19 protein-coding genes and 1 tRNA gene are annotated in these 20,688 nt (G+C 73.5%); 12 read left to right on the plus strand and 8 right to left on the minus strand.

Features of this window, described 5'->3' with window-relative positions; all coding sequences use genetic code 11:
* Positions 1–13 precede the first annotated feature (13 nt).
* The 3 genes from wecB (at position 14) to ACIO3O_RS16250 (ending at position 3,903) form a co-directional block, all read left to right on the plus strand.
* The gene (gene wecB / locus ACIO3O_RS16240; protein WP_401745833.1) at positions 14–1,162 is read left to right on the plus strand and encodes a non-hydrolyzing UDP-N-acetylglucosamine 2-epimerase; all 1,149 of its coding nucleotides are present in this window, start codon (positions 14–16) and stop codon (positions 1,160–1,162) included.
* A complete protein-coding gene (locus ACIO3O_RS16245; RefSeq protein WP_401745836.1) occupies positions 1,163–3,118 on the plus strand; it encodes a hypothetical protein in 1,956 nt (651 codons plus the stop codon).
* Between the two features lie 191 nt (positions 3,119–3,309).
* Entirely contained in the window at positions 3,310–3,903 is a 594-nt protein-coding gene (locus ACIO3O_RS16250) for a hypothetical protein (RefSeq protein WP_401745838.1), read from the plus strand.
* A gap of 278 nt (positions 3,904–4,181) precedes the next feature.
* Here ACIO3O_RS16250 and ACIO3O_RS16255 read toward each other — a convergent pair whose 3' ends face one another.
* Complete coding sequence (locus ACIO3O_RS16255) at positions 4,182–5,069, minus strand: TerD family protein (protein ID WP_401745919.1); 888 nt, start codon at positions 5,067–5,069, stop codon at positions 4,182–4,184.
* A 188-nt stretch (positions 5,070–5,257) separates the two neighbouring features.
* On the opposite strand from ACIO3O_RS16255, the gene ACIO3O_RS16260 reads away from it, so the two are divergent.
* Genes ACIO3O_RS16260 through ACIO3O_RS16270 form a run of 3 tightly spaced genes read left to right on the plus strand, consistent with a single transcriptional unit; the run spans position 5,258 to position 9,889 of the window.
* The gene (locus ACIO3O_RS16260; RefSeq protein ID WP_401745840.1) at positions 5,258–6,430 is read left to right on the plus strand and encodes an HpcH/HpaI aldolase/citrate lyase family protein; all 1,173 of its coding nucleotides are present in this window, start codon (positions 5,258–5,260) and stop codon (positions 6,428–6,430) included.
* A gap of 16 nt (positions 6,431–6,446) precedes the next feature.
* Positions 6,447–8,975, plus strand: coding sequence for a phosphoribosyltransferase (locus ACIO3O_RS16265; RefSeq protein ID WP_401745843.1), 2,529 nt, complete (start codon positions 6,447–6,449; stop codon positions 8,973–8,975).
* Positions 8,976–9,031: 56 nt separating this feature from the next.
* Complete coding sequence (locus tag ACIO3O_RS16270) at positions 9,032–9,889, plus strand: HAD family hydrolase (RefSeq protein ID WP_401745846.1); 858 nt, start codon at positions 9,032–9,034, stop codon at positions 9,887–9,889.
* Here the strand turns inward: ACIO3O_RS16270 and ACIO3O_RS16275 are convergent.
* Positions 9,828–10,493 (minus strand): DedA family protein, encoded by a 666-nt coding sequence (locus ACIO3O_RS16275; RefSeq protein ID WP_401745849.1) that lies wholly within the window; start codon positions 10,491–10,493, stop codon positions 9,828–9,830. The two genes, ACIO3O_RS16270 and ACIO3O_RS16275, sit on opposite strands and share 62 nt — an antisense overlap.
* A 157-nt stretch (positions 10,494–10,650) precedes the next feature.
* Between ACIO3O_RS16275 and ACIO3O_RS16280 the strand changes: the two genes are divergently transcribed.
* Complete coding sequence (locus tag ACIO3O_RS16280; protein WP_401745852.1) at positions 10,651–10,863, plus strand: zinc ribbon domain-containing protein; 213 nt, start codon at positions 10,651–10,653, stop codon at positions 10,861–10,863.
* A gap of 18 nt (positions 10,864–10,881) precedes the next feature.
* Here ACIO3O_RS16280 and ACIO3O_RS16285 read toward each other — a convergent pair whose 3' ends face one another.
* Both ACIO3O_RS16285 and ACIO3O_RS16290 read right to left on the minus strand, forming a co-directional pair.
* On the minus strand, positions 10,882–12,270 hold the full coding sequence (locus ACIO3O_RS16285) for a hypothetical protein (protein WP_401745855.1): 1,389 nt from the start codon (positions 12,268–12,270) through the stop codon (positions 10,882–10,884).
* A gap of 71 nt (positions 12,271–12,341) precedes the next feature.
* Positions 12,342–13,100: a DUF4097 family beta strand repeat-containing protein gene (locus ACIO3O_RS16290; RefSeq protein ID WP_401745857.1), complete on the minus strand. Its 759-nt coding sequence runs from the start codon at positions 13,098–13,100 to the stop codon at positions 12,342–12,344.
* A 190-nt stretch (positions 13,101–13,290) separates the two neighbouring features.
* Here ACIO3O_RS16290 and ACIO3O_RS16295 point away from each other — a divergent pair.
* Positions 13,291–13,362 (plus strand) — tRNA-Val (locus ACIO3O_RS16295).
* Positions 13,363–13,634: 272 nt separating this feature from the next.
* Positions 13,635–13,856, plus strand: a complete 222-nt coding sequence (locus ACIO3O_RS16300; RefSeq protein ID WP_401745860.1) for a DUF2277 family protein — start codon at positions 13,635–13,637, stop codon at positions 13,854–13,856.
* Here the strand turns inward: ACIO3O_RS16300 and ACIO3O_RS16305 are convergent.
* A complete protein-coding gene (locus tag ACIO3O_RS16305) occupies positions 13,778–14,452 on the minus strand; it encodes a DedA family protein (RefSeq protein ID WP_401745863.1) in 675 nt (224 codons plus the stop codon). The two genes, ACIO3O_RS16300 and ACIO3O_RS16305, sit on opposite strands and share 79 nt — an antisense overlap.
* Before the next feature lie 315 nt (positions 14,453–14,767).
* On the opposite strand from ACIO3O_RS16305, the gene ACIO3O_RS16310 reads away from it, so the two are divergent.
* Positions 14,768–15,367 (plus strand): superoxide dismutase family protein, encoded by a 600-nt coding sequence (locus tag ACIO3O_RS16310; RefSeq protein ID WP_401745866.1) that lies wholly within the window; start codon positions 14,768–14,770, stop codon positions 15,365–15,367.
* Between the two features lie 79 nt (positions 15,368–15,446).
* On the opposite strand, the gene ACIO3O_RS16315 is transcribed toward ACIO3O_RS16310, so the two are convergent.
* From ACIO3O_RS16315 to ACIO3O_RS16325, 3 genes are all read right to left on the minus strand, one after another.
* Positions 15,447–15,947, minus strand: a complete 501-nt coding sequence (locus ACIO3O_RS16315) for a DoxX family protein (protein ID WP_401745869.1) — start codon at positions 15,945–15,947, stop codon at positions 15,447–15,449.
* Between the two features lie 178 nt (positions 15,948–16,125).
* Positions 16,126–17,832 carry an alkaline phosphatase D family protein gene (locus ACIO3O_RS16320; RefSeq protein WP_401745872.1) on the minus strand — a complete coding sequence of 569 codons (1,707 nt, stop codon included), beginning with the start codon at positions 17,830–17,832 and terminating at the stop codon, positions 16,126–16,128.
* Between the two features lie 148 nt (positions 17,833–17,980).
* Positions 17,981–18,649 (minus strand): HNH endonuclease family protein, encoded by a 669-nt coding sequence (locus ACIO3O_RS16325; protein ID WP_401745874.1) that lies wholly within the window; start codon positions 18,647–18,649, stop codon positions 17,981–17,983.
* A 220-nt stretch (positions 18,650–18,869) separates the two neighbouring features.
* Between ACIO3O_RS16325 and ACIO3O_RS16330 the strand changes: the two genes are divergently transcribed.
* Positions 18,870–19,676: an ABC transporter permease gene (locus ACIO3O_RS16330; RefSeq protein WP_401745875.1), complete on the plus strand. Its 807-nt coding sequence runs from the start codon at positions 18,870–18,872 to the stop codon at positions 19,674–19,676.
* A 271-nt stretch (positions 19,677–19,947) separates the two neighbouring features.
* Positions 19,948–20,529 carry a TMEM165/GDT1 family protein gene (locus tag ACIO3O_RS16335; protein ID WP_401745878.1) on the plus strand — a complete coding sequence of 194 codons (582 nt, stop codon included), beginning with the start codon at positions 19,948–19,950 and terminating at the stop codon, positions 20,527–20,529.
* Positions 20,530–20,688: the final 159 nt, after the last annotated feature.

The following is a 20,688-nucleotide window of genomic DNA, read 5'->3' on the forward strand; positions in this document are numbered from 1 at the left end:
CCACGAGGTGCCCTTGAACGCGCAGCCAGCGGCCGTGCCCTGGAGCCAGACGCTGATCAGACCCGACGGACCCCCGGTCACCGTGGTCCTCGGCACCCGGCCCGAGATCATCAAGCTCTCGCAGGTCAGCCGCCTCCTCGGGCCCCGCGGCCGGGTCATCTTCACCGGCCAGCACTACGACCCCTCGCTCACCGACACCTTCTTCACCGGGTTCCGGATGCCCGCCCCGCACGCCACCCTGCGCGGCGTCGGCGGCACCTCGCAGATCATCCAGATCTCCCGGATGATCACCGACCTGGGCAACCAGTTCGCCGAGGAGCGCCCGAGCGCCGTCGTCGTCCAGGGCGACACCAACACCGTCTCCGCCGCCGCCCAGGCCGCCCACTACTGCGGCATCCCGGTCGTCCACGTCGAGGCGGGACTGCGCAGTTACGACCGGAACATGCCCGAGGAGATCAACCGCCGGGTCGCGGGCACCGTCACCGACCTGCACTGCGCGCCCACCGCCACCGCCATGAACAACCTGCTCGGCGAGGGCGTCGACCCCTCGCGGATCGAGCTGACCGGCAACACCATCGTCGAGGCCGTGCAGCTGTCGCTGCCGCCCGTCGAGAACTCGCTGCGGTTCCTGGAGCACGTGGGGGTGCAGGACGACGCGTACGTACTGGCCACCATCCACCGCCCCGAGAACACCGACGATCCCGAGCGGCTGCGCTCGATCCTCACCGAGCTGGCCAAGTTCCCGCTGCCGGTGCTGATGCCGCTGCACCCGCGCACCCGGGGCGCGGCCCTGCGTGCCGGGCTCGGCGACGCGCTCGACCGGCTGCACACCGTCGACCCGGTCGACCACCGGCAGTTCCTCTCGCTGGCCCGCCACGCCCGCCTGCTGGTCTCCGACTCCGGAGGCGTGCAGGAGGAGTGCACGGTGCTCAAGAAGCCGCTGCTGGTCGTGCGCAACTCCACCGAACGCCCCGAGGCGATCCAGGCGGGCTTCGCCCGACTGGTCCAGCCCGGGCGGCAGTTGGGCCGAGCCGCGGACGCGATGCTTGCGGACGACGGCCTGCACGCACGGCTCGCTCTCACCCCGTCCCCGTACGGCGACGGACACGCCAGCGAGCGGATCGTCCAGGCCGTCGCACGGTTGGTGGACAGGGACGGCTAAGTGTCCAAACCCGTCGCCACCCTCGTTCCCGGCCCGGAAGCCGCCGCGTCACGGACCGCACGGATCCCGGCGCCGGCCCGCACGGCCGGCGCCGTCCGCGCGGCCGTCGCGGCCGGTCCGGGCCCGCGGGGCACCCGCCTGCTGCGCGGGGCCGCCCTGCTGGCGGCGCCTGCCCTGCTGCTGGTCCTGGGCTTCCAGCGGCGCTGGATGTCCGACGACGGCCTCATCGTCGTACGGACGGTCCGTCAGATCCTGGCCGGGAACGGGCCCGTGTTCAACGTCGGCGAACGGGTCGAGTCGGTCACCTCGCCCGCCTGGTCGTGGCTGCTGGCCGCCCTGTCGTGGGTGTCGGGCCTGGCCCCCGAGGACGCGGCGCTGCTGGCCGGGCTGCTGCTCGCCCCGCTCGGGCTGCTGCTCGGGAGCCTGGGCACGGCCCGGCTGGCGGGCCTGGGCGAGGGAGGCGACGACGGGCCCCGGAGTGCGGTCGTGCGGGTGCTGCCCGCCGGGTGCCTGGTGGTGGCGGTGCTGCCGCCGTTCTGGGACTTCACCACGTCCGGGCTGGAGATCCCGCTGGTGATGGCCTGGCTGGGGTGGTGCTGGTGGGCGCTGACGGGGCTGGTCGCCGGGCTTCCGGAGCGGGCCTCGGGGGTGCGGCTGGGGCTGCTGGCCGCACTCCTGGGGCTCGGCCCGCTGGTGCGTCCGGAGCTGACCCTGGTCTCCGGGTGCCTGCTGCTGGTGCTGCGGTCGCTGGCCGGGGTGCCGTGGCGGCGCGCCTGGCGGTCCGGACTGTGCGCGCTGGCGCTTCCCGCGACGTACGAGCTCTTCCGCATGGCGTACTACGGGATGCTCGTGCCCAACAGCGCCGTCGCCAAGGAGGGTCTGGCCAGCGAGGTGCTGCGGGGCATCGGGTACGTCGTCGACCTGGAGCGCAGCTACTGGCTCGGCCTGGTCGGGGTGCTGCTCGTGGTGGCCTTCGCGGTGGGTGTGGTGCACCACGAGGGGCGCGGTGGCCGGACGACGGAGATCGCGGGCCAGGTCAGGGGGGTACGGGCGCGGGCGCGGCAGGTGCTGCGGCGGACCGTGTTCGGGACGGGGCTGCTGAGCGCCGGTTACGTGGTCGTGGTGGGCGGCGACTTCATGCACGCCCGGCTGCTGCTGCCCGCGCTGTTCCTGCTGCTGCTGCCGGTGGCGGTGGTGCCGCTGCCCGCCCGCGCCTCCCGGGCGCGCGTCGCGATGCTGGTGACGCTCGGGCTGGTCGGGGTGTGGGCGGTGCTGAGCGCGCTGGTGTGGCGTCCCGCGTACGGGGGCGGATACGGGCCCGGCGGGGTGACCGACGAGCGCCTGTGGTGGTCGGCGGCGACCGGGACCGAGCGTCCGCTGGACGGCGAGCCCTTCGTCGCGGCCCTCAACAAGGCGTCGCCGACGCTGCGGGAGGCCCTGGACCTGCGGGCCAGGGGCATCGGCCCGGCGCGGGCGCTGCTGTTCCGGGGGGACGCGGCCTGGCTGTACGGGCGCACCGAACTGCTGCCGAAGCACGCGACCGACCTGGTGGTGTCGGGGCAGAACGCGGGCAGTATCGGCGCACTCGTACCGCTGGACGGGCACGCGGTGGACACCCTCGGGCTGACCTCGCCGCTCGCCGCGCACCTGGAGATGGGGGAGCGGGGGCGGCCCGGCCACGAGAAGTCGCTGTCGGCGGAGTGGCTGATGGCGGACTACGCGGTGCCCGGCTCGTACGCCGAGAACTACCAGGACGCGGTACGCGACGCGGTCGCCGCCGGGCGCAGGGCGCTGGCCTGCCCGGCGCCCGCGGAACTGCTGGCCGCCGTGCGCGAGCCGCTGACCGCCGAGCGGGTCTGGGCGAATCTCACCGGGGCGTGGGCGCGGACGGCGCTGCGGATTCCGGAAGGACCGGCCGAGGCCGAGCGGGCGCTGTGCCCGCGCCGTCCGGCGTAGCGCCGACGGGTGCGGGAGCAGCCGGGGCGAGGACAGCCGGGTGGACGCGGTGGGCGTGCGCTGCGGCGCGACATGTGCCGAAACTGATCTTGACGCGGGGCGGAACAGGAGCCCGGAGCGTGCGGCGGTCCGGGGCAACCCGGAGCGTGCGGCGGTCCGGGGCGATCGAGCAGAAGAGGGAGTGGTGCGAGGTGCTGAAGACAACGGGATCGGGAGTACGCAACGCGACGCGTGCGGCGGCGCTGGCCGCGGTGGCCGGACTGGCGCTGGGCGCGTCGGTGCTGCCCGCGGGCGCGGCGGAACGGGTGTCTGCCGAGCGGGCGGTGTTCGGCGACGCGGCGCCGTGGCTGTGCACGCAGGCACAGGAGACGGAGGACGAGGCGGCGGCGCTCGCCTGCCACAAGAAGCGCGCGCTGAGTGCCGACTTCCGGTCCCGCACGGTCGGGTACTTCGTCGAGCCCGCCAACCGGGCCGCGGCCGACGCGGCGATGGCGGACGCGGCGAGCGCCTACCGGGAGGCGCAGGCGGCCACCACCGCGGCCGCCGCGGCACAGGCGGCGGCGAGGGCGTCCGAGGCGGCCAACCGGGTGACCCAGCTCGCGGTCGCGATGACTCCCGAGGCCCTCAAGCAGGGGCAGGACGCGGCGGCGCAGGCGGCCCGGTCGGCCGACGCGACGACGAAGACCACCCCTCCCGCGCTGGACGTGGACGCGAACAACCAGGCGGACTCGGACGAGGACGCGGCGGTCTTCCTGATGGACGCGGCGGGCTGGATCCTCGGCTGAGCGGCTGAGTCCTGTGGATACGGCGGCGGGGGGGGGCCCCGGGGGCGCCGGGGGGGCCCCCCCCCCCGGGGGGGGGGGGGGGGGGGGGGGGGGGGGGGGGGCCGGGGGGGCGGGGGGGGGGGCCCCCCCGGCCCCCCCGGGGGCCCCCCCCGCCGCCGTGTGCCGTGGCCGTCAGCGTTGTCCGTGTCGGCAGTGCAGCCAGTGCCAGTGCCGTGGCCGTCAGTGCCGTCAGCGCCGTCGTGGTTCGGGCCCGGATGCCGGTCGTCCCCGCCTGCTGTTCAGCCCCGGAGGAACTGCGGCCCCATCGGCGGCAGCCGGAAGTTCGGGTCCGGGGCGTGCGCCGCGGCGGCGGCGGGCTGCGGGTAGCCGTAGGCGGGCTGGTTCGACGCGGGCTGGGGGTAGCCGTACGCCGGCTGGCCCTGCGGCGGGGGCGGGGCCGCGTGCGGATAGCCGTACGCGGGCTGCGCGGGCGGCTGCGGGTACGGCTGACCGGGCGCGGCCGTCGGCGGCACGGCCTGGGTGACGGGCTCCTGGGCGGGCACCGGCGCCGGGGGCGCGCTCGCGGGCGACGAGGGGCCGGATGCCGGGGCGGCGGGCTCCGGCGCGTCGCTCTCGTCGACCGAGACGCCGAACTGGGTGGCCAGACCGACCAGACCGGTCGGGTAGCCCTGGCCCACCGCGCGGAACTTCCAGCCCTCCCCGCGCCGGTAGACCTCGCCGCAGATCACGGCGGTCTCCTCGCCGGTCTCCGGCTGCACGTCGAACATCGCGAGCGGCTCGTCACTGGCCGCGGTCGCGTCGTACAGCAGGATCCGCAGGTCGCGCACGTGCGCGAAGGTGGCGCCCTCGAAGGCCTCCAGGTCGAGCGAGGCGGCGATCACCACCCGGTCGACGGTGCGGTCCAGGGAGGTGAGGTCCGCGACGATGGTGTCGGTCGATCCCTCCGGGACGCGCTTCATCGGCAGCTTGCGCACGAAGCCCGAGGGGTGGCGCACGTAGTTGTAGAAGACGAAGTCCTCGTCGCTGCGCACACGCCCGTCGGCGCCCACCACCAGGGCCGAGGCGTCCACGTTGGGGATGCCGGGCCCGGGGGTCCACCGGAGCACGGCCCTTACGGCCGTGGCGTCGAGGGGTACGTTCGCGCCCTTCAGCATGGCGTGCGTCATACCGGTCATCCTGCCTCCCCGCGGCCTGTGCGGACAACGTGGGGGGGCCGTTCCCGTACGGTCGAGGGAGGGCCGGGACCTGCGGGTTACCTGGAATTCACGCAGGAGGGGAACTGCGGACACCCGCCCCTACGTACTATTACCGGCCACATGTCCGACGTTCCACACGCCAGCTCGGGGGTACTCACATGCGTCATTTCGGGCATATCCCTGCGGCGGTGCGCGCTGATCTCTTCCACCGGGAACCCGCCGTCTTCGACGCGGACTCCCCGGCGCCGGTGCTCGCGGCCGCCCTCGGCGCGACCCTCTACAGCCCCGCGACGCGGCCCCGGCTCGCGGACGACGTCTGCAAGCAGGCCCGGCGCGGCGTGGTCTCCATGGTGCTCTGCCTGGAGGATTCGATAGCCGACGGCGACGTCGAGGCCGCCGAGGCGAACCTCGTGAGCCAGCTCACCGACCTCGCCGGGCGCGGTGTGCAGACCCCGCTCCTGTTCGTCCGGGTGCGCGAACCGGCCCAGCTGCCGGACCTGGTGCACCGGCTCGGCGACGCGGTGCGGCTGCTGTCCGGATTCGTACTCCCGAAGTTCACCGAGGAGCGCGGGGTTCCGTTTCTGGAGGCGCTCACGGCCGCCGAGGCGGCGTGCGGGCGACGCCTCTTCGCGATGCCCGTCCTGGAGTCCCCGGAGCTCCTCCACCTGGAGACCCGCACCGAGACCCTCGCGGGAATCGCCCGCACCGTCGACAAGTACCGCGACCGCGTGCTCGCGCTGCGGCTCGGCGTCACCGACTTCTGCTCCGCGTACGGTCTGCGGCGCGCGCCCGACATGACGGCGTACGACGTCCAGATCGTCGCCTCCGTCATCGGCGACGTGGTGAACGCCCTGGGCCGCTCCGACGGCACCGGCTTCACCATCACCGGACCGGTCTGGGAGTACTTCCGGGTCCAGGAGCGCATGTTCAAGCCGCAGCTGCGGCGCAGCCCCTTCCTGGAGGGGCAGGCCGAGGAGCTGCGCACCGCGCTCATCGAACACGACCTGGACGGGCTGCTCCGCGAGATCGGCCTGGACCGGGCCAACGGACTCCAGGGCAAGACCTGCATCCACCCCTCGCACGTCCTGCCGGTGCACGCGCTCTCCGTGGTCAGCCACGAGGAGTACAGCGACGCGCGGGACATCCTGCAGCCCGAGCGGGACGGCGGCGGAGTCATGCGCTCCGCCTACACGAACAAGATGAACGAGGTGAAGCCGCACCGCGCCTGGGCGGAGCGGACCCTGCTGCGGGCCGAGGCGTTCGGCGTGGCGCGGGAGGACGTGGGCTTCGTGGAACTGCTCGCGGCAGGCCTCGCGGGACTTCAGGAATGACAGGGCGGATACGTACGTGACGGACGGAAGAGAGAGCAACGACGTGGTCTGGTCAGGCAGTTGGGTGGCGGAACGCCTGGGCGTGGAACTGGCCCCCGGGGGGTCCCTCGAACCCGGGGGTGCCTCTGCCCCCGGTGCCGCCGACCTCGGTTCCCCCGTCCCCGAGTCGCTGCACGACCTCCTCGGGCTCGCCCTGCGGCGCAACCCCAAGCGGGCCCACCTGCTCGTCTCGAACGTGCTCGGCAAGCACGTCCCGCAGCAGCCGTCCCTCGTGTACGGGGCCGGGCTCGCCCTGGGCCGCGAGGTGCGCGCTCTCCTCGGCGACGCGGAGGCCTCCCGGGCCGTCGTCCTCGGCTACGCGGAGACCGCCACCGGCCTGGGCCACGCGGTCGCCGACGGCCTGGCGCTCGCCCCGTACCTCCACTCGACCCGGCGCCCGGTCGCCGGGGTGGCCGCGGCGGGCGGCTTCGAGGAGTCCCACTCCCACGCCACCTCCCACCTGCTGCTGCCCTCGGACCCCGAACTGCTCGCCGGGGACGGGCCGTTGGTCCTCGTCGACGACGAGTTCTCCACCGGCAACACCGTCCTCAACACCCTCCGCGACCTGCACGCCCGCCACCCCCGCTCGCGGTACGTCGTCGTCGCCCTGGTCGACATGCGCACCCCCGCCGACCGGGCCCGCCTGGAGGCCGTCGCGGCCGAACTCGGCGCCCGCGTCGACCTGATCGCCCGCGCCTCGGGCACGGTCCGGCTGCCGGAAGGGGTGCTGGAGAAGGGGAAGCGCCTGGTCGAGCAGGAGGAGGCACGGAGCGCACGGGCCGCCCGGACACCGGAGCCCGGCGTCCGGGCAGTCACGCGGGTGGACCTCGGCTGGCCCGAGGGCGTCCCCGACGGCGGGCGGCACGGCTTCACCCCCGCGCACCGCGCGACGCTGGAGGCCGCCCTGCCCGGCATGGGCAAGCGGGTCGCCGAGGCGCTCGGGGACGCGCCCGGACGCGTACTGGTCCTGGGCTTCGAGGAGTTGATGTACGCGCCGCTGCGGATCGGCACGGCGCTCCAGGAGGCGGGCGTCGACGTCCGGTACTCCACCACGACCCGCTCCCCGGTCCTCGCCGTCGACGACCCCGGCTACGCGATACGCACCCGCCTGGTCTTCCCCGCGCACGACGACCCGGCCGACGGGCCCGGCGAGCGCTACGCCTACAACGTCGCCGGCGCGGGCTTCGACACCGTCCTCGCGGTGGTCGACTCGGTCGCCGACACGCCCCGACTCCACGCCCCCGACGGCCTGTTGGCCCGTCTCGCCCCGCATGCCGACCGCGTACTGCTGGCGGTCGTCCCGTCGTACGTCCCCCCTGCGCAGGAGAGCTCCGTGCTGCCCGAACCCCTCCGTGGTCCCGCCTTCTCCTCCTACGCGCCCGACGAGGTCGGCTGGCTGCTCCAGGACCTGTCCGACGTCTCGCTGGAGGCCCCCACCGAGGAGCGCGAGGAGGCCATCCAGGCGGGCGGCGCGCACTATGCCGAGTCGCTGCCGGTCGAGTACCAGCCGACCGAGGAGTACCAGGAGCTGTTCCGGGCCGCCCTGGCGGAGTCCGCCGACCGGATCGCGCAGGCCGTCGGGGTCGTCACCGAGACCGTGCTCGCGGAGCGGTCGCCGCGGCCCGTGCTGGTGTCGCTGGCCCGTGCGGGCACGCCCGTCGGCGTCCTGATGCGGCGCTGGGCGCAGTACCGGCACGGCCTCGACCTGCCGCACTACGCCGTCTCCATCGTCCGCGGCCGGGGCATCGACGCCAACGCGCTGCGCTGGCTGGCCGCCCACCACGACCCCGCCGACGTCGTCTTCGTCGACGGCTGGACCGGCAAGGGCGCCATCACCCGCGAACTCGCCGCCGCCGTCGAGGAGTTCCACACCAGTACCCGCACCGAGAGCATCCTCGGCGGCTTCGACCCGGAGATCGCCGTCCTCGCCGACCCCGGCTCCTGCGTGCGCACCTACGGCACCCGCGAGGACTTCCTCATCCCCTCCGCCTGCCTCAACTCCACCGTCTCCGGCCTCATTTCACGCACCGTGCTGCGCGCCGACCTGGTCGGCCCGAACGACTTCCACGGCGGCAAGTTCTACCGCGAGCTGGCCGACTCCGACGTCTCCAACGACTTCCTCGACGCGATCGCCGCCCGCTTCGACGACGTCGCCGAGGACGCGGTCGCCCGGGCCAAGGCCCTCCAGGGCCAGGACCGCACCCCCACCTGGGAAGGCTGGGCCGCCGTCGAGCGGATCAGCGAGGAGTACGGCATCCACGACGTGAACCTGGTCAAGCCGGGCGTCGGCGAGACCACCCGGGTCCTGCTGCGCCGCGTCCCCTGGAAGATCCTCGCCCGGCGCGGAGGCGACGCGGACCTGTTGCACATACGCCTCCTCGCCGAGCAGCGCGGGGTGCCCGTCGAAGAGGTCGAGGACCTTCCGTACACCTGCATGGGCCTGATCCACCCGCGCTACACGCGCGGCGCGACGGGCGCGGACGGCACGGCGGTGGACGCCAAGTGAATACCCCCGCACAGGCAGCCGCCCCCGTGGCCGACCTCGCACACGGAGACCCCCAAGTGGCCGACCCCGCACCGGTATTGGTCGCCAGCGACCTCGACCGCACCCTCATCTACTCCGCCGCCGCCCTCGGCCTGCGGGGCCCCGACAACCGGGCGCCGCGCCTGCTGTGCGTGGAGATCCACGAGGGCAAGCCGCTCTCGTACGTCACCGAGACCGCCGCCGGACTGCTCCCGGAGCTGGCCGCCCAGGCGCTCTTCGTGCCCACCACGACCCGCACCCGCAAGCAGTACCGGCGCATCCAACTCCCCGTGCCCACCCCGGAGTTCGCGATCTGCACCAACGGCGGACACCTCCTCGTCAACGGCGTCTCCGACCCCGACTGGCACCGGCAGGTCACCGACCGCCTCGCCGACGAGTGCGCGCCGCTCGCCGAGATCCGCGCCCACCTGGCCCGCAGCGCCGACCGGTCCTGGCTGCTCAAGGACCGCGTCGCCGAGGACCTCTTCGCCTACCTCGTCGTGGACCGCGCCCTGCTCCCCGGCAGCTGGCTGAAGGACCTGGCGCACTGGGCGGGCGAACGCGGCTGGACGGTCTCCCTCCAGGGCCGCAAGGTGTACGTCGTGCCCGCACCGCTCACCAAGAGCGCGGCGGTGCGCGAGGTGGCCCGCCGCACCGGCGCCCGGCTCACCCTCGCCGCCGGGGACTCCCTCCTCGACGCGGACCTGCTGCTGGGCGCCGACCGGGGCTGGCGCCCCGGCCACGGCGAACTGGCCGACGAGGGCTGGACGGCCCCCCAGGTCACGGCACTGGAGGAGACGGGCGTGGCGGCGGGCGAGGAGATCCTGCGCCGCTTCATCGCGGCGTCGACTCCCGCTGCTCCTGGCGGTCGGCCTGCTGTTTCCGGCTCTTCCTGACCCGTACGACCACGAAGGCGACGACCGCGACGGCGGCCACGGCCAGCACCGCCTTGGAGTACACGGACACATAACCCGCGACCTGCTCCCAGTTGTCGCCGAGCAGGTAACCGGCCATCACGAACAGCGCGTTCCACACCGCGCTGCCGAGGGTGGTGAGCCCGAGGAAGACGGGCAGCGGCATGCGTTCGACGCCGGCCGGGACGGAGATGAGGCTGCGGAAGACGGGGATCATCCGTCCGAACAGCACCGCCTTCGTGCCGTGCCGGGCGAACCACGCCTCGGTCCTCTCGATGTCGGAGACCTTGAGGAGGGGGATCTTCGCCGCGAGGGCGACGGTGCGCTCGCGCCCGAGCAGCGCCCCGATCCCGTACAGCGCGAAGGCCCCGACGACCGACCCGAGCGTCGTCCACAGCAGGACCGCCCACAGGTCCATCTTCCCCGCGCCCGCGGCGAAGCCCGCCAGCGGCAGGATCACCTCGCTGGGGATGGGCGGGAACAGGTTCTCCAGGGCGATGGCGAGGCCCGCACCGGGGGCTCCCAGGCTGTCCATGAGCCCGGTGATCCAGGAGGGGGCGGGGGGTGCTGCTGCGCTTGCGACCATGGCGTCCACGGTAGGGCGGCTGCCCTGAAGGCAGACTGAAATGCGATCCGTACGCCGACGGGTGCGGAGCGGGCTGGGCTTCGAGGGGGCCGCGGAGGGCCGTGAGGAGCGGGCGGGGGCTTCGAGGGGGTCGCGGAGGGCCCCTTACCCTGTGGCCATGCCTCGTTACGAGTACCGCTGCCGCCCCTGTGACACCACCTTCGAGCTGAACCGGCCGATGGCTCAGTCCTCCGACCCCGCTTCCTGCCCCCAGGGGCACACGGATACGGTCAAGCTCCTGTCCGCCGTGGCCGTCGGCGGCACCAGCAGCGCGCCTGCCGGTGGCGGGGGCGGTGGTGGCGGGTGCTGCGGGGGCGGCTGCTGCGGCTAGGCCGTGCGGCCCGGGTGCTCAGCCCGCCGCCGCGCCGCGCTCCTCGCGGATGGCGGAGACGACCCGGGTGACCGTCGCCCGTACCGCTTCCGTCTCCGTCAGGAAGTGCCAGTAGTCGGGGTGGCGGCCCTCCAGGGCGGCGATCGCCCGGTCGAGGCGGGCGACCGCGTCGTCCAGAGGCCGGGCGTGGCGCGGGTCGGGCGTGTTGCGCCCGGCCATCGCGAGCCGCTGCGCGTCACGGATCGCGAAGCGCGTGCGCTGGATCTCGACCTGGGGATCCTTGGACACCGCGTTGAGCCGTTGCAGCCGGTCCCCGGCCGCCGACACCGCCTCGTCCGTGTCGTTCAGCAGCGCCCGCGCCGTGCTGATCAGCGACGTGGCGTCCGCCCAGCGCTGCTCCTCGCGCGCCTTCCCGGCCTCCTTCAGCCGCTGCTCCGCCAGCCGCACGCTCTCGCCCGCCTGCGCCGGAACCTGCTGGAGGTCCTGCCAGCACGCCGCCGTGAATCTGCGCCGCAGCTCACTGAGCACCGGGTCGACCTTGCCCGCCCGCGTGGTCAGCGCCTGGGCGCGGGTCCGCAGCGAGACCAGCCGGCGGTCGAGCTCCGCCGCACGCTGCGGCAGACCCGCGGCCTCGACCCGTACCGCCTCCGCGTCCCGCTGCACCGTCTCGGCCCGCGCGAGGGTCTCCGGCACGCCGTGCTGACCCGCGCCCTGGTTGAGGCGGGTCAGCTCGGGGCCCAGTGCGGCCAGCCGCGCCGCCAGGTCGTCGGCGCGCAGCCCCGCGGCCCGTACCGCGTCCAGCGCGTTGCTCGCGGCGAGCAGGGACTGCCGGGCCCGCTCCACGGCGGGCGCCAGCCGGGCCAGCTGCGTCTCTGCCTTGTCGAGCAGCGGGGTGAGGCTCTGCGAGAAGCGGTCCAGCTCGCCCTTGACCCGTACGAGATCGTCCTTGGCCCTGCCGAGCTCGGCCCGGGCCTTCGAGGCGTCGCCCGCGTCGAGGTCGTCGCGCTCCAGGTCGTGGGCGTCGACGGCGTTGATGTACGTGTGGCTGACCTCGTCGATCCGCTGCCCCAGCGAGGCGAACTGCTCGGCGGTGCGCCGGGCGCCCGGCGAACTGTCCACGGCGGTGATCGTCTCGATGGAGATCCGCAGGTCGCGCTGGGCGGTGTCCAGCTCGTAGAAGGCGGCAGCGGCGGCGTCCTTGGCGGCCAGCGCGTCGGCCCGCGCACTCTCGCTGCGCCCGCCGAACCACCGGCGGGTGCCGCCCCCGGCGAAGGAGGCGGCGGCGAGCGGCAGCAGCGCCAGGGGCAGCAGCATCAGGGCCACGGCGTCACGCGCACCCCGGGGGGCCTGGGGCCGTGGCCGACGGCGTACTCGCTGCGTCTGCGGCTGCGCGTCTGTCGCCGTCACATCCCTCTCCCGTACCGTGTCCGCCTGCCTGGTTCATTCTCCCACCAGGTAATGACGAACACACGGGCCGGTTAGTTCGCGCTTTGGAGCGCGATTTCGCCGTTGTCGCTGCGGGCCTTCACGACGTGGGTGCTGCTGTCGGCCTTCGGGACGTCGGCCCGGATGCGGCCGTTGTTGCTCTGCGCGTCGACCCGGTAGGTGGCCTTCGGCAGGGTGAGGCGGATCGCCCCGTTGTCGCTGCGGCTGTCCACGAGGTCGGGCACGCCGGTGAAGGCCAGCTTGACCTCGCCGTTGTCGGACCGTGCGGTCACGTTCTTGGCGGCGATGCCCTCGCCGACGATCCGCCCGTTGTCGCTCTCCAGGTCCAGCTTTCCGCTCAGGTCCTTCAGGGCGACCTCGCCGTTGTCGGACGTCACCTTGAGGTCGGTGGTGAAGCCGGTGGCCTCGACGCGGCCGTTGTCGTTGTGGACGGTGACGGCGATGCCGCGCGGGACCTTCACGGAGTGGCGGGCCTGGCAGTCGACGCTGATGCCGGAGCACTTGACCTTCAGGTTGAGGGTGTCGCCGGTCAGCTCCCACACGGGGTCGGGCCCGCTGCCGAACATCACCCACCCGTCGACCTGCCGCTCCACCTCGATCCGCTGCACGTCGGCGGGGACCAGGGTGAGCCGGGAGTCGTCCGAGGAGATCGTCAGCGCCTTGCCCTCGTACGCGAACGACTTCTTCTCCACGGGCGCGTCCGCGGCGTCGGCGCTGCCGCACCCGGTGACGGCGAGGGCGACGAGTGCGGCCCCGCCGAGGGCGAGAAGTGTGCGGGTCGTGGCTGCCATGATGGGGGTCCCCCTGCTGCGTACGGTCGATGTGTCCTCAGCCTAGGAACTCCGGCCCACCCCCCACGATCCGGCCGCCCACCGGATCGGGGGTGGGGGTAACCCCCGCACGCCACCCGTGACCAGCCCTTGCACGGGATCTGGTTTGCGAAGCAGCCCCTGTGGCCATGTACGCTGTTGCCTCATGCCCGGGCGCGTAGCTCAGGGGTAGAGCGCCGCCCTTACAAGGCGGATGTCGGCGGTTCGAAACCGTCCGCGCCCACCGGTCCCAGGACCTGACGCACGGCATGCAGGAAGGCCCGGCCCCCGATCTCACTCGGGGGCCGGGCCTTCTTCCGTGTACGGCGCGGAGATGGCTGCCCGGAGGGCAAGCCATCAGGGGCGCGGGGAACTGCGCGACCAGCCACGACGGACCCGCGCGGGGCAGCGTCGCGGTGGCCGGGGTGCCGGGTGCGGTACGGACGAGGGCTTCCCGTGGCGGGCCGGGGCCCGTGCCGGGAGACGTTGTCAGTGGGGGCGGCTAGCGTGAGAAGCATGTGCCGCAGCATCAAGACGCTTCGTCCGCCCGTGATTCCCGAAGAGGCCACGCAGGAGGAGATCACCGCCGCCGCGTTGCAGTACGTGCGGAAGATCTCCGGGTTCCGTGCGCCGGCCGCGCACAACAAGGAGGTGTTCGATCAGGCCGTGGAAGAGGTGGCCGCCGCCACGGCCGCGTTGCTGGCCGGGCTGGAGGTGCGCGGACGGCGGACCACGTAGGCCGCCAGGGTGCCCGCGACGGCGAGGGCGAGTACCGAGACGGCCGTGCTCAGCCAGCTCGCGCCCAGCCACTGACCGCCGAAGTAGCCCAGCGCCACGCTGTAGAGCGCCCAGGTCGCGCCCGCCAGCGCCGACCACGGGACGAACTCCTTCGGCCTGCGGTGCGCCGCGCCCGCGCCCAGGGAGACGACCGAGCGTCCGGCGGGGGCGAAGCGGGCCACGACGACGAGGATGCCGCCGCCCCGGCTGAGCGCGTTGCCGAGACGTTCCTGCGCGGCGGTCAGGCGGCGCGAGCGGGAGATCGCCCGGTCCAGGCGTTCGCCGCCGCGCCAGGCCAGCCGGTACGCCGCGAAGTCGCCCAGCAGGGACGCGGTGGCCGCGCACGCGGCCAGCAGGAGCAGGTCCGGCACGTCCTGCGCGAAGGTGTCGGGGACGTTGGCCGTGGCATTGGTCGCGCCCGCCGCGGCGGCGGTGGCGGCGGTGATCAGCAGGACGCCGCTCGGCATGATCGGGACGAAGACGTCGAGGACGATCGAGACACCGATCACCGCGTATATCCATGGACCCGAGGTCAGCGACCCCAGACTCTCCAGCACTGCGAACTCCCCGGCCAGGAACCACGCCGCGACGTCGCATGGGGAGCGGCAGGGGCGGCTTAACAGCGATCCACCTTACGCCTGGTGGGAGCGGGATTCGTGCCCGGTACGGGTGGTGTTGGGCAGATCACTTCGCGGGGCGCGGGAGGCGTCGCCGGCGGCCTGGGGCAGCACATCTGAGCGGCCTGTCGTTCACCCGATTGCCGCGTCCCGTGCGACGGACCGAGGGGGCGCGCGGAGGGTGGTGCGGGGGAGGGGAGCGGGGGCGGGGAGCGGGGCGGGAGCAACGGCAGGGGGCTACTCGAAGGAGCCAGCATGGCAGGCATGACAGGTCGCAGCCGGGCGCAGAAGCGTGTCGTACGGGTCGTCGGCGGGACCGCCGCCCTCCTCCTCGCGGGGTCCGCCGCAACGGCCCACGCCGAGGACGGCGCCGCGGGCCGGGGCGGCGACGGCAAGGGCCTCACCGTCGACGGACGCTTCGCCCCCGCCTCCGCGTTCGTGCCGCCGGGAGCCGTGTCGTACGACGCCCCCCTGGTGCCCGCCGGGGGCTGGATACAGATCCAGCAGAAGGTCGACGGCAAGGGGACCACGGTCACCGTCAAGGTGAAGGGCCTGAAGCCGAACTACGCGTTCGGCATGCACGTCCACGAGAAGGCGTGCGGTGTCGACCCGAAGGCCGCTGGGATGCACTACCAGCACGTCAAGGACCCGAAGCTGGTCAACCCCGACAACGAGGTGTGGCTCGACTTCACCACCGACAAGAGCGGCAGCGCCGAGATGTCCTCGCACCACACCTGGGGTCTGCCCAAGGGCGCCGCGAACTCCGTGATCCTGCACCGCGAGCAGGGCGGCGCGGGCGAGCGCGTCGGCTGTTTCACCGTGCCGTTCGGCGACTTCACGACCGGTGTGAAGTGACGCCGCGTCACATCCGGTGATGCGCGAGGGGCGTTCGGGCCGTCGAGCGGGATCGGTCCGGACGCCCCTCGCGTCTGCCTCAGGCGGTCGCCGTGACCGGCCGCTCCTCGCGCGCCGTCGCCGTCGCCGTGCCCGTGCCGCGCCGCGCGGTCAGCAGCCCGTCCACGGCGAGCGCGCCGGGGCCGGTGAAGACCAGCAGCAGGAGCGTCCAGCAGAACAGCGCGGAGAGTTCGCCCCCGTTCTGCATCGGCCACAGCGCCTCCGGCTGGTGGACGACGAAGTACGCGTACGCCATCGAGCCCGAGGCGATCAGCGCCGAGGTCCGGGTGAACAGGCCGAGCGCGACGAGCACCCCGCCGGCCAGCTGGATCACGGCCGCGTACCAGCTCGGCCAGGCGCCCGCCTGGGCGGTGGCCCCGGTGCCGCCCGCGCCGCCGAGGACGCCGAAGAGGGAAGCGGCGCCGTGGCAGGCGAAGAGCAGGCCGGTGACGAAGCGGAACGCGGCGAGCGCGTACGGCCGGTACCCGGTGAGGCGTGCGGCCACGGGTGTTCGGGGCGCCGGTGCGGAAGGTGCGGTCATGAGTGGGGGACTCCTTCGGTGGCGGCCTGGGGGAGGCCGGGTGGGGACGCAGCCCGAAGAGACCTGCGATGCCCAGGAGGTTAGGTAAGCCTCACTGTGCTTGCAAGTTCAACATTCCGTTTGTGACTGGAATTCGCCCCCAAGTGGCCGTCCCCTTACGCCTGTTGGCCCCTTTGTGTCATTCCTGTGTCAAGTCTGTGGTCATCGCCGTCACAAGTCGCGCACCCGTGACGCTCCGCCCCTTCCCGCCCGCCTCCCCGGCCCCCGTCCTGACCTGTCGTGCCTGGTCGAGCCGGAGTTGTGCCGAGCGTCCGCGCAGCGTCAGCGTCATCAGCTGGTTGCCGAACCAGGGGCCGCCCGTGCGCCGCCAGCGCAGCAGCGGGCGGCCGATGCGCCCGTGCCGGGCGAGCCGGCGGCCGAGCCGCTGCCCGGTGGCGCTCCAGCCGAAACGGAACCCCAGCTTGATCGAGGACGGAATGCCGTTGTGCACCGGCGAGCAGGTCAGCTGGAACACCTTCGCGGTGTCCGGGCGCGCGTCGTCGGGCCACGCGGTCGGCTCGGCGACGTACGCGTGGTGCACGTCCCCCGACAGCACGCACACCGTCGCCGGGGCCGCCGGACCGCTGCCCGCCTCCGCGATCAGCCGCGCCATCCGCTCGAAGGAGGCCGGGAAGGCCGCCCAGTGCTCCAGGTCCGAGCGCCGGCGCAGGTCCTCCGCGAACCTGGCCCAGCGCGTCCCCCGCACCCCCGAGGCCAGCGCCGCGTTCCACCCCTCCGCGTCGTGGATCAGCGGCGGCAGCAGCCACGGCAGCGAGGTGCCGATCAGGAGGTGGTCGTACGGCCGGGAGTCGTCCAGGGCCTGTTCGGCGAGCCAGCGTGCCTCGTCCTCGTCGAGCATCGCCCGCGCGCCCTCCTTCAGGACGCGCGCCGCCCTGGTGTCCACCATCAGCAGCCGTACGTTCCCGAAGTCGCGCCGGTAGCTCCAGCGCACGGTGGCCGGGTCCTGGTCGGCGCGGGCGGTGAAGTCGCGCAGCACGTCCGTGCCGTCGGGGACGGCGCACACCCGGGCGTAGACCTCGTCGGCGGCCAGCTCGGCGGGGGAGAGGTTGCCCAGGTGCTGGTAGACCCAGTACGACATCAGCCCGCTGAGGATGCGCTCGCGCCACCATGGGGTGGCCCGCATGTCGGCGACCCAGGCGGCGCTGGTGTTCCAGTCGTCGATCACGTCGTGGTCGTCGAAGATCATGCAGGTGGGGACCGTGGACAGCAGCCAGCGCACCTCCGGGTCGAGCCAGGACTCGTCGTAGAGGTGGGTGTACTCCTCGTAGTCCGCGACCTCCACGCCCGGCGGCTCGCGCAGGTCGCGGCGGGCGGCCAGCCAGCGGCGGGTGGCCTTGGATATCTCGTCCGCGTACACCTGGTCGCCGAGCAGCAGCAGATAGTCCGGGCGCTCGGTGTGCGTGCCGTCGGGGTGCTCGGCGAGCCGGGCCGCCAGGGTGTCCAGCGCGTCCGGGCCCGCCGGGTCCTTCTCGCCCTCCGCCGGGGCCGCCCAGCGGCACGAACCGAAGGTGATCCGGGCCGCATCCGCCCCGGGCCGGGGGGTGTTGATGGTGCTGGGCGGGAAGCCCGCATCGGGCAGCGGCCACACCCGGTCGCCGCCGAGCAGCACCTCGTACGTCGTCGAGGTGCCCGAACGCAGGCCCGTCACCGGGATCAGCGCGTAGTGGTGCCCGGATATCTGGAAGGTCTCCGCGCTTCCCCCGCCGCCGTCCGCGCAGACCACCTCGGCCGTGCAGGGCCGGTCGGTCTCCACCCAGACGGTCGCGGTGTCCCCGCGCTCCCAGTCGACGTACCTCAGCACCGGTCCCAGGCGCAGCCGGGTCATGTGTGTCCTCCTCCGTCGTCCCCCGTGCGGGGCCACGGCCCCGTACGGTACGGAACGACGGAGGGGAACGGGGAAGTTCCGCGTGTCCGTCTCACGTTGACCGGGGCGGTGGGCGGGTCCGTGCCTCCCCGCGCCTCCCCCGTGCGGGTCAGCAGTTCTTGAGCACGCCCTCCAGCGCCGTCTTCTCGGCCTGGTCGACGGTCAGCTTCCAGTAGTGCTTCACGTGCACCCACATCTGCGCGTAGGTGCACTTGTACGCGGCCCGCGACGGCAGCCACTCCGCCGGGTCCTTGTCGCTCTTGGCCTGGTTCACGTTGTCGGTGACGGCGATGAGCTGCGGGCGGGTGAGGTCGTTGGCGAAGGCCTGCCGGTCGGCGGTGGTCCAGCCCTTCGCACCGGAGCGCCAGGCCTCGGCGAGCGGCACCATGTGGTCGATGTCCAGGTCGGCGGCGTTCGTCCAGGTGGCGCCGTCGTACTCGGAGTACCAACTGCCCTTGACCGCCGCGCACTTCGAGTCCTGCTCGACGTTGGTGCCGTCGCGCTTGAGGACGACCTCGCGGGTGTTGCAGGCCCCGGACTGGGTGATCCAGTGCGGGAACTTCTCCCGGCTGTACCCGTCCGAGCTGCCCTCGGCGGCGACCGTGAGCTGGGCCAGATAGGTACGGGCGGTGCCCGCGTCGACCGGCGGGGGCGGCGAGGCGAGCGCGGTGGGGGCGGTGGTGAGCAGACCGGTCGCGGCGAGGGCGGCGGCGCTCGCACCGACGGCTATGCGACGCGCGTAGAACTTCGCGGAGGGCACTGCGGCATGGCGTGACATGTGAACTCCCGAGCTGTGGGGGGACGTTGGGCCACGCGTCCCGACAACTCCCGCGCGGCCCGGCCATCGTGGCGACGCCGGGTTTCCGGGAGGCGTGCACCAGGTAACAGGCTGACGGCATGGTCACGTCATATCAAGGAGTTCGGGACTGTTCACGGAATCTGACGATTCGCCACGCCCCGTGCACCCGGGCGATGTTGGGCCCGCCTAGGGTGAGGACGTGATTGCCCCTGTCGTCAGCGCGCAGGACGTCGTCAGTGCGCAGGCCGCCCCCACCCTCCTCCCCGTCAATGCCACCCTCGGCGCGGTCCTCGCCGTGCTCCTCGTCCTCGCGGTCACCGTCGTGGCGTACGCCCGCCTCTCGGGCGACGGCACCCGCGCCCAGGGCCGGGCCACCGCCCTCGCCGGGGTGCGGGCCGCCGTGCAGCTCGCCGTGGTCGCCCTCGCGATCGGCTGGGTGGCCCGCTCGGGCTGGCTGCTGTGCGCGTTCCTGCTGCTGATGTACGCGGTGGCCGTGCGCACCGCCGGGCGCCGGATCACCCGCAACGGCACCTGGTGGTGGGCGGCCGCGCCCATCGCCGCCGGGGTGCTCCCCGTGGTGCTGGCGCTGCTGCTCACCGGGCTCGTCCCGCCCACCGGCATCGCGCTGATCCCGGTGACCGGCATCCTCATCGGCGGCGCGCTCACCGCGACCGTGCTCGGCGGGCGGCGCGCGCTGGACGAGCTTCAGACGCGGCGCGGGGAGGTGGAGGCGGGGCTCGCGATCGGGCTGCTGGACCGCGAGGCCCGCCTGGAGGTGGCCCGGCCCGCCGCCTCGGACGCGCTGCTCCCGGGCCTGGACCAGACGCGGACGGTGGGCCTGGTCACGCTGCCGGGGGCGTTCGTGGGGATGCTGCTGGGCGGGGCGTCGCCGGTGATGGCGGGGGCGGTGCAGCTCTTCGTGCTGGTGGCGCTGCTCGCGGTGCAGGCGGTGGCGGTGGCGGGGGTGCTGGAGCTGGTGGCGCGGGGGCGGCTGCACCGGGACTGACGTGCGGTGGACAGGCCGGGGAGGTCATCCCGTATCCTTGTACGAGCATGAAGGGGAGTAGCTCTTCGCCGGACCGTCGACATACTGCTGAGTTCGCTCAGCCGGCGCCCGGAGGCAGGCACCCGGCGGTCGTCCGTCGCCGTGTCGGCCAGCGAGACCTTCGGCCGCAGTGTTTGTTGTGTGTCAACGACGCTGCCGTGCCGAAGCGACCCCGGAAACAGGCAGGTCTCTCGGTACGGGCAGCCCGACCGATTGAGGAAAGCCCCATCCCATGATCAGTCTCACCATCATGGCCATCACCTTCGGGACCGTGTTCCTGGCCGAACTCCCCGACAAGACGGCCCTCGCCGGGCTCATGCTCGGCACCCGCTACAAGGCCAGCTACGTCTTCGCCGGCGTCGCCGCCGCCTTCCTCGTCCATGTCTGCATCGCCATCGCGGCGGGCAGCGTGCTCACCCTGCTGCCGCAGTGGATCGTGAACACGGTGGTGGGCGTGCTGTTCCTGGTGGGAGCCCTGGTGCTCCTGCTGAAGAAGGGGGACGACGACGAGGAGATCAAGCCGCCCGAGAACCAGTCCTTCTGGAAGGTCTCCGGGGCGGGCTTCATGCTCATCCTGGTCGCCGAGTTCGGCGACATCACGCAGATCATGACCGCCACGCTCGCCGCCCGCTACGACAACCCGGTCTCGGTCGGCATCGGTGCGGTCCTCGCCCTGTGGGCCGTCGCGGGGCTGGGCATCGTCGGCGGGCAGGCGCTGATGAAGCGGGTGCCGCTGCGGCTCATCACCAAGGTCGCCGCCTGCCTGATGCTGGCGCTCGCGGGCTTCAGCCTGTACGAGGCGATCGCGGGCTGAGTGCCGTGACGTGCGTACGGGGAAGGGGGCGGGCCCCAGAACGGGGGGGCGCCCCCCTTCCCCTTCTCACTTCACTTTCCAAATCCCCCCATAGCCAGCGTAAGGCGGAAGCCCCCGCGCCCCCCCCAAAGGCACGCGGCGGCCATGGTGGTGAGGCGC

The sequence above is a fragment of the Streptomyces sp. NPDC087440 genome (assembly GCF_044744005.1).
In the GTDB taxonomy this organism is placed as follows: Bacteria; Actinomycetota; Actinomycetes; order Streptomycetales; family Streptomycetaceae; genus Streptomyces.